The organism is Rickettsiales bacterium (genome assembly GCA_033762595.1).
Classification (GTDB): Bacteria; Pseudomonadota; Alphaproteobacteria; order Rickettsiales; family UBA8987; genus JANPLD01.
The window spans coordinates 1-8,633 of record JANRLM010000093.1; the positions used below are offsets into that span (position 1 = coordinate 1).

6 protein-coding genes and 1 tRNA gene are annotated in these 8,633 nt (G+C 32.6%); 3 read left to right on the top strand and 4 right to left on the bottom strand.

Features of this window, described 5'->3' with window-relative positions; genetic code table 11:
* From SFT90_06475 to SFT90_06490, 4 genes are all read right to left on the bottom strand, one after another.
* On the bottom strand, positions 1 to 566 hold a 566-nt coding region (locus SFT90_06475), incomplete at its 3' end, for an SURF1 family protein (protein MDX1950125.1).
* Positions 563 to 889, bottom strand: coding sequence for a DUF983 domain-containing protein (locus SFT90_06480; protein MDX1950126.1), 327 nt, complete (start codon positions 887 to 889; stop codon positions 563 to 565). The genes SFT90_06475 and SFT90_06480, both read right to left, overlap by 4 nt.
* 11 nt (positions 890 to 900) lie before the next feature.
* Positions 901 to 1,752: a cytochrome c oxidase subunit 3 gene (locus tag SFT90_06485; GenBank protein MDX1950127.1), complete on the bottom strand. Its 852-nt coding sequence runs from the start codon at positions 1,750 to 1,752 to the stop codon at positions 901 to 903.
* A gap of 92 nt (positions 1,753 to 1,844) precedes the next feature.
* The gene (locus tag SFT90_06490; GenBank protein MDX1950128.1) at positions 1,845 to 6,023 is read right to left on the bottom strand and encodes a hypothetical protein; all 4,179 of its coding nucleotides are present in this window, start codon (positions 6,021 to 6,023) and stop codon (positions 1,845 to 1,847) included.
* Positions 6,024 to 6,336: 313 nt separating this feature from the next.
* Here SFT90_06490 and rimP point away from each other — a divergent pair, with 313 nt between their 5' ends.
* The 3 genes from rimP (at position 6,337) to SFT90_06505 (ending at position 8,556) form a co-directional block, all read left to right on the top strand.
* Complete coding sequence (gene rimP, locus SFT90_06495) at positions 6,337 to 6,828, top strand: ribosome maturation factor RimP (GenBank protein MDX1950129.1); 492 nt, start codon at positions 6,337 to 6,339, stop codon at positions 6,826 to 6,828.
* An 18-nt stretch (positions 6,829 to 6,846) separates the two neighbouring features.
* Positions 6,847 to 8,418 carry a transcription termination factor NusA gene (nusA, locus tag SFT90_06500; protein MDX1950130.1) on the top strand — a complete coding sequence of 524 codons (1,572 nt, stop codon included), beginning with the start codon at positions 6,847 to 6,849 and terminating at the stop codon, positions 8,416 to 8,418.
* Positions 8,419 to 8,479: 61 nt separating this feature from the next.
* A tRNA-Arg gene (locus SFT90_06505) sits at positions 8,480 to 8,556 on the top strand.
* Positions 8,557 to 8,633: the final 77 nt, after the last annotated feature.

Sequence of the window (8,633 nt, forward strand, 5' to 3'; positions counted from 1 at the left end):
GTTTTGATGTTTTTTAAGTCAGATTTTTCTGATAATCTGTTTTTCATTCGCTCTAAATCTATCCAAAACCATATATCTTTTTGAGGCACATTAGTTGGCATATACCAAGGGGCTTTTCCGTGGCTTTCCCTAATCATAACTTTAAGAGGTTTTTCAATAAAAGCATCAGAAAGGCTTTTTTTACGAGATGATTTTTCCTTTAGATTTTCAGGAATCCAACCGCGATTTACAAAAATAGTCTCACCAGTTACTAACAAAAAAGGCGTTATAATGTGATAACCTAAAACTGATTTATCATTGGATTCATTAAGATATTTTGCAGAAAGTAATATTTCATAATCATGCAAAAAAGCCCCATAAATATTTACTTTTTTGAATAAATCTTGCTCTTGGTTAAAATTTAGAATTTCAAAATCTTCAGGTTTTTCATTCTTATATTTTTCAACTTGAGTAATTAAACTCTCCTTCCACTGCAATCTTTCAACCTGCCAAACACCAAGTATTGTGCAAGTTAAAACCATAAAAAAGCAGAAAATATGAAAGAGTTTTTTTCTTAGATTATTCATTTTTGAGGATATTCATAACATTTATAAACAAAGTAACTTCTAACATATAATAACAATAAATATGCTAAAATAATTGTAATTGGAATCCATAGAAAAATATGCGTTACGAGATTTGGAGTAAAATAAACATCAAATATAATTGCGAGAATAGGAATTAGAAAACATATTACAAAACCAACGCAGTAAGAAGGTGCATCACCAATATCAAGCGAGGAAAAATCTAAATCACATTCAGAACATTTTTCGTTATGTTTAATTTTTATTTTAGAGCTAAAAATCTCGCCCTCTAAGCATCTAGGGCATTTTAATGATAGGAAATTCATTGTTTCATAAACTATTTACCCCACCAGTAAATAACCACGAATAGGAATAGCCACACAACATCCACGAAGTGCCAATACCAAGCGGCGAACTCAAAGCCTAAATGATTTTCAGAAGTTAATTGCCCCCTAATTGCCCTTATCCAGCATACAAATAAAAAGATTGTTCCAACAATCACATGGAAGCCGTGAAAGCCAGTTGCCATAAAGAAGTTAGAGCTATAATTATTAGTATCAATCGCAAATGCCGCGTGGGAATATTCATAAGCTTGAAAGCCCGTGAATAGAACGCCAAGAAAAACCGTCCAACCAAGGCCTTGGACAAGTGCTTTTTTATCATTGTTGAGAACACCCCAATGAGCCCAAGTTACTGATGTTCCAGAGAGCAAAAGAATGAGAGTATTTAAGAATGGTAAATCCCAAGGATCAAAGGTTTTTATGCCTTTTGGTGGCCAAGTTAAATCATTTGTAGTTAAAGCTAGATTTGCAAAATCATATTCTGTTAAACCAAACCAAATTGCTTGGAAAAAGCTGGTAAAATATGAAAAGAAAAACGCAAAAAAGAACATAACCTCAGATGCGATAAACAACGCCATACCAATTCTAAGGCCGTTTTGAACAAAGTTATTATGGGCTTTTTCTTCCAAGCCTTCCAAAACAACTTTCCTCCACCAGAAATACAAACACGCAACAACTGCAGCAAAACCTAGTATTAACAGCCTTCCTGAATGGTGATATTCATGCATGAATAATACCGCACCGACCGCTAAAAATAGCAAAGATAGGCTTGTTAAAAGCGGAAGTGGAGATAACTCAATAATATGATAAGGGTGATTTTTGTGATGATGATCGTGTGTTCCTGCCATAAAAAATTTTTATTTATTTATGGCATTATTTATTAAAAATTAATCAACGCTAGTCAATATTAATATGCAATAATCAGCAATTATTAACCAAATTAAAATGAAAACGAATCAGCATCAACAAAAGCATGCAGATTATGATTAGCTGAAGATAAATCTATTGGGTGATCGGTAACTAGAACTTTTTCCCCATCAACTTCAAGAGTATAAACATCATTAGAAATTGAATCTTGAGGAGATGCATCTTCTAAACCTAAATCAGCTGACATAGCCTCCATTTGCTCAGAAATAGAGGTTGTTTTGCTTCCAAGCATATCAGAAAGTTTTTCTGCTAACTCTGTAATTTCTTGAGTTTTAGTTTCGATTATAGCTTTTATTGGTTCTAAAATCTTGCTAATTTCAGCAGAATTCATAAATTTTCCTAGTGAATCAGATATATTCTTAACAACATCTGATAATTTAGAAATATATTCCGAATTGGTGCTAATTTTAGCCATTAAGTCATCAATGTTTTGGCTATTTGAGTTACCAGTATTTGAATTACCAGTGTTTGAATTACTTGAACTTCCAATAATATTTATTTCAAATTTTTCAACTATAGTTTTTGGATCGTTAGTTTGGTTAATTGTTAAACTATGAGATTTAGTAAATTCTATTTTTAATGTTTCACCAATATCTTGACTATTTTTGATAATATCTAGTGCCTGCTGATCTTTTACAAAAATAGTCCAACCCGTTATTTTTCCACTGGAATCTTTAATCTCACCCTCTCTAAATAAATCATCAAATTGATAGCCTGAAATTCCAGTTAATTTTGGCTTCTCTGGCATTCCAACCTCATCACCTCCACTGAAATTTATTGTTGCTATTGGGGTAGTTAGAGATAATGCACTTTCCTGAATATCTTTTTGATATTCTCCACTTGAATTTTTAACAGCATCAACCATTTCTAATTTGAGACTAGAATTACCTGATTGATCTGAATCTTGTGTTCCACCATTTGCACTTCCAGTTAAATATTTATCAGAGAAAGAGGAATACCATACAAATTCATCAACTGCCTTAGTTCCATTTGCGTTTGCAGAAGCTGACTCTGCGTTAAAAACAATTTTAGTTATTAATTCACCATTTTTATCAATTGCAGCTTTAAGTTTTGCCTTTCCAGCTTCTGTAAAGCCGAAAAAGCCTGTTCTATCTTGTGCAGCAACGCCTGATTGATAATCAACACCCTTAACTAACTTCAAAACAATTTGGCTAGGATCTGATGCAACCCTGAATTCCATTAATGATTGAACATTAAATGAAGATAATGGAGAATTATCAGCAGTAGTAAATTGAGTTAAAGCTTGAGCTGGATTAATTTTCTCAACATTAAAACCATAAGCAACTTTTGTATCGTTAAACTCAAAATCTCTTTTATAGATTACATCTTTGTTATAGTTAGTAACTAGCTTAACAAAATCCACATCTTTATCATTTTCATCTACTGAAGCTCGCTCCTCCCAATTATCAGTTTTTAACCGATTCATATCTAATAAATCGCTATTAAGATTGCTATCTGGCGGAGTTGGACTTGTAAGGCTAGAACCTCCACTACCGCCAGATTGCTGACCAGATGGAGAAATAACAATTCCTGCATTAATCACATCTACACCTGAAGAATGAAGAAAATCTAAATTAAAGTTTGAAACTATTGGATTAGCACCATTATTAGAAATGTTTGCAATTTTGTCTAAGCCTGATTGTTCAAAGTAAATCTCTATTTTGCCTGTAACACTATCAACCCTAAAGTTATAATCAGTGCCACCTTTAAGATCAGCTATATTTTGCTTTGCACCATTAGCAATTGAAATAAATTTTACATCTGGTAGCAAAACCATTCCAACCTTTACCGCAGGATTAGAAGGATTTGCAATAATAAATGCCTCACCACTTTTAAGTGAATTAAAATCAAGCCTTCCAGAATTCATTACGCTTGGATTATAAGAAAAATTTAATACATCTTTATCTTTATTTGAACCATCAGTGATAGATGCCAAAGGTAAAGTAAAACCTCCAGTTAATGTTGCACCTGAACCAATATTACTTACATTACCTGATAAGTTTGCATTACCACTTTGACTTCCTATTAAATTAATATTTCCATTTCCAAAACCATTCAACATTGAACCACCAGATAAACTTGCTGTTGTTGAAGAATTATTTTGCGCTAAATTAGAACTTTGATTAAGTGAATTCACCATATTCATATTTGCAACAATAGAATCTGATTCATCAACTGCATTTGAAAACTGATTTGATAAATTAATTTCAGCACTAAAAGAATCAAAATCTCCATTTGCTTTGGTTGCATTAATGTTTTTTAATGACAATGAAATGTCAGATACATTTTGAGGAATATTGTTAATCAAATTTATTCCAGCTGCAGTAAGTTTTACTTCACCCTTATTATTTATAGTAAAATGAGTATTATTTTGAATTGGAATTTTTACCTCTGAACCTGAGGCATTCTTATAAGTTATAAAATTATCTGATGATTTATTAGAAACAAAATAATTCAACTTGCTTGCATCATTAGAAGATAAGATTGCTAAAACTGAATTAGAGTTTAAATTATTTACAATAATTGCATCTTTATCAGAATTCATCAAATTAGAGTTCACAGATACAACAATGAAATCTTTATCAACATTACTATACATTGTGCCTTCACTAGTTTTTACAGCAGTTTGTGGAACATCAATATTATTTACTTGAGAATTATCATTTGAAGAATTAGAGCTTGAACCATTCGTTTGGCCTTGGCTAGCACCTGTATTCCCAGCAGAGCCAATATTGCCGTTAGATTGTTGAGAATTGGTTGAGCTATTTACTAAATTATCGTGTAAAGCTACAATTTCATCATAAGTTTTACCCATAGCATTAGCTAATGAAAGATAATCTAGATTAAATTGGAACAAATTTTCATATAACTCATTATCTGTTTGAACATTCATCAACTCTTTTAATTCTTGAATTGATGTTATTACGTTATAATTTACCCCTGCCAGTTCTACCGGAGCATTAAAAACCCCTCCAATTTTCAAAACGCCATAATACGGAACCCATATTGCCCCTGCTTCTATAATATCTTGTTGAATATGGTAAAAAGGCACACCATGATTTGATATAACAGAACTAAGTATCTCTGCAGCTTGCTCTCTATCGCTCAATGTTGCCAACAAATATTGTCCTAAATTTGCTGAAAGCCCACTCCCATAATCATAATCAATTTCTTTGCCTGCAAAAGTTGCAGTTCCTGCAGTGTGAGCGTTAATTCCTTTCCATACTCTATCACCTAAAGCTTCAGTTGCATTATTCACTATACCTGCATTTTCAACCGCTCTATAAGTTTCACATCCATTACTTAAATCAGTATTTAAGCTCATTTCCAATTTTCCTAGAATCGGATTAGTTCTATCTGCGGTATATATTGTAAAGTTAAAATTAACTGAACTTTGAGCACTTCCAGAAATATTATCTGTAATCCCACCTATTATTGACGCTCCATTTGGCATCAAATTTACCCTTACTTCAAATCCGTTATCATCAATAGTGTAATCTTGGTTTATTTTCAATGTATATTCAGTGTTGCCTTTTGAAACTACTATTGTTCCAAAAACACCAATATCCAATCCATCTTTAGATTCAAATTTAATTAAAGTTCCAGCAGTTAAATATTCAACGGCATAAAGTGCAGGGTTTATTTCCACAAGAAATTGATCGTTTCCTCCAGTTAAATCAATCGGATTAGTTTCGTTAAGTATGTCTTGAACCGTTAACACCTCAGCATTTCTGTTAACAGTTTGCTCAGCTAAAACTGTATTACTAGAACCCTGGGTTACAGCAACTCCAAAATCAAAGTTTATGTCATCATCTAATATTCCAGCCTTTTCGGCAATTTGCATTAATGCTTTTTGAGCTTGAACCGTTAAAGCATAATTACCTGATTGCGTAGGAACTAAAGGAGCAGAAGGAAAAGTAAAGCCATTAGGCATAAAAATACCTTGAGCTTCCAACTGAGATTTAATTGTAGAAAGATCTGATAAATCAAGATCAATTGATACACCACCATTTTTTATGGTGATTGTTTTTAGTAAAACTCTATCTGTTAAGCCTTTGCCAGTAACATTTATAATATCCAATGGTTGAAAATTAGTAAATTGAGTAGCCGTAAGCAATGACTCAAAAAGATTGAGTTGATTACCATTATTATGATTAATCACTATTGGCATAAAATCCCCCGATTTGAAAAAAATATATTATTATTGATTTTTGTAATATACACCATAATATATTAAAAAAGGGTTAATATCAAGGAAATTAATAAAATTTTAACTATTTTTTAGCAATCCATTAACCTTTTGAACTATAGACGAATTCTAAGTTTCACTAGAAATTTTGCAATTTTCATTAAAAATAATTTTTAAGTTTTTTTAATTTATTTCAAAAAAATTCTTGCTTTAGAAGTTTTTGATGCTAAACAATCTTTGTATCTAAAGGTGGGCTTGCCCGCCTTTTTTGTTGCCTAAACTTTAGCTTAAACTAATGATTGAAGATAAAATAAAATCTTTAATAGAACCATCATTAAAATCAGAGGGTTACAAGCTAGTTAATGTAAAGTTTGGCACAATGGTTGGTAAAAATAAAGCCTTGCAAATATTCGCTGAAAGGCAAGATTATTCCAACCTTTCAGTGGGTGATTGCCAAAATATTAGCAGGCTAACTTCTAATATTTTAGATGCGGAAGATATTATAAAAGATAGATATTTGCTTGAAGTTTCTTCCCCTGGCCTTGATAGAGAAATTGCTACTGAGGAAGATTTTAAGCGGTTTGAAAATTTTATAATTAACCTTAAAACTAAATTAAAAATTGATGAATCAAGAAGGTTTAAGGGCAGATATAAAATTTCTCAGAATGGAATTTCTGTTATTTGTGAGGATTCTAAAAAGGAATTTTTTGTTGAATTTAGCAATATAGATTCCGCAAAAATTGCAATTACTTATGAATTATTAAAAACCAAAGGCGTTATTAATTAAGATAAACTAGGAGATACTATGGCTAACACTTCATTTTCAATTACTGGTGGCTTGGAAATTATCCAAGTAGCAGAATCAGTAGCTAGAGAAAAAAACCTCAAGAGGGATATTGTTATTTCAGCTTTAGAGGCAGCAGTTGTTTCAGTTGCTCGCAAAAAATATGGTCACGATCTTAAAATAAAAGCTCAAATATCTGAAAAAGATGGTTCAATCAAAATCTTCCGTGAGCTTGATGTGGTTGAAAATGCTGAAGATACTAATACGCAAATTGAACTGAAATTTGCAAAAAAGAAAAATCCCGATGCAGAAATTGGTGATACTATAACTCAAGAATTACCACCGATTGATTTCGGAAGGGTTGCAGGGCAAACCTTCAAGCAAGTTTTAATGCAAAAAATTCGTGATGCTGAAAGAGAGAGAGAATATGATGAATTCAAAGATAGAGTTGGAGAAATTGCCTCTGGCACAATTGAAAGAATTGAAAACAATGGCGATTTAGTTATCAATTTTGGTAGAACTGAAACTATCCTTCCTAAAAACCAGCTTATCCCTAGAGAAAATTATCGCAAAGGCGACAGAATCAGGGCTTATATAAGCGATGTTCGTAGAGAAAGAAAAGGCCCACAAATCTTCCTCTCTAGAAGATCAAATGAGTTTTTGGCGGCCTTATTTGCACAAGAAGTTCCTGAAATTTATGATGGTATAGTTAAAATTAGTGCGGTTGCGCGTGATCCAGGCTCTCGTGCCAAAATTGCAGTATATTCTGAAGATTCATCAGTTGATGCAGTTGGCTCATGCATTGGCCCAAGAGGTAGCAGGGTTACTTCAGTTTATAATGAACTTCAAGGCGAAAAAATTGATATTATTGAATGGTCAAATGATTTAGCAACGCTTGCAGTTAATGCAATCGGTTCAAAAACCAAAGATTCAATAGTTGAAGTTGTAAAAATAGTTATTGATGAAGATAATCACAAAATAATTGCCGTTGTGCCTGATGAAAACCTATCAATTGCAATTGGCAGAAGGGGTCAAAATGTTCGCTTAGCCTCTGAGCTTATTGGCTGGAATATTGATATTATCTCTGAAAGTGATGACGCAACTCGATCCGTAGAAGAGTTTAACAGGCTTACTAAACTTTTCTCTGAAAATCTTAATGTTGAGGAAGTTATCGGCCAATTACTTGCATCTGAAGGCTTTACAAATATTGAAGAAGTTGCATTCGTTGAAAAAGATGAACTTCTTAGCATTGAAGGCTTTGAAGAAGAGCTTGTTGATGAGCTTCAAAAGCGTGCGAATGAATATCTGCAAAATAACCCTAAAGATGAATCTTCTGTTAAAACTAATAACCAAAAACAAAGCAAAAATAATAAAAAAGGCTTGCTTGGCATTAATGGCGTTACAAGTGAAGTTGCTGGCTTATTAATCAAAAAAGGTATCAGGGAAGTTGAAGATTTAGCTGAACTTGACTCTGATGAACTTCTTGAAATCACTGAAAGTGAAGGCGTTGATAGAACTCTTGCAAACTCAATGATTATGGAAGCTCGCAGAAAACTTGGTTGGTTTAGAGATGAAAAGAAAAAAGTTGGTTAACTTTTTTCTTTTACCTTGCGATTGATAAAAAAATAAATAGAAAGTAATTTCTATTCTATATGACTCCGTAGCTCAGCAGGATAGAGCAACAGCCTTCTAAGCTGTGGGTCAGAGGTTCGAATCCTCTCGGGGTCACCATATAATAATTCTGCTTATAGTTCAATAGTTTAGTGTAATTGGTGTAAAGTTTGATACACAAATTGCTACACACGATG

Bases quoted from the DNA above. Each gene is read 5' to 3' on its own strand.
- SFT90_06480 (MDX1950126.1), bottom strand. From the start codon at position 889: ATGAATTTCCTATCATTAAAATGCCCTAGATGCTTAGAGGGCGAGATT.
- SFT90_06485 (MDX1950127.1), bottom strand. From the start codon at position 1,752: ATGGCAGGAACACACGATCATCATCACAAAAATCACCCTTATCATATT.
- SFT90_06490 (MDX1950128.1), bottom strand. From the start codon at position 6,023: ATGCCAATAGTGATTAATCATAATAATGGTAATCAACTCAATCTTTTT.
- rimP (MDX1950129.1), top strand. From the start codon at position 6,337: ATGATTGAAGATAAAATAAAATCTTTAATAGAACCATCATTAAAATCA.
- nusA (MDX1950130.1), top strand. From the start codon at position 6,847: ATGGCTAACACTTCATTTTCAATTACTGGTGGCTTGGAAATTATCCAA.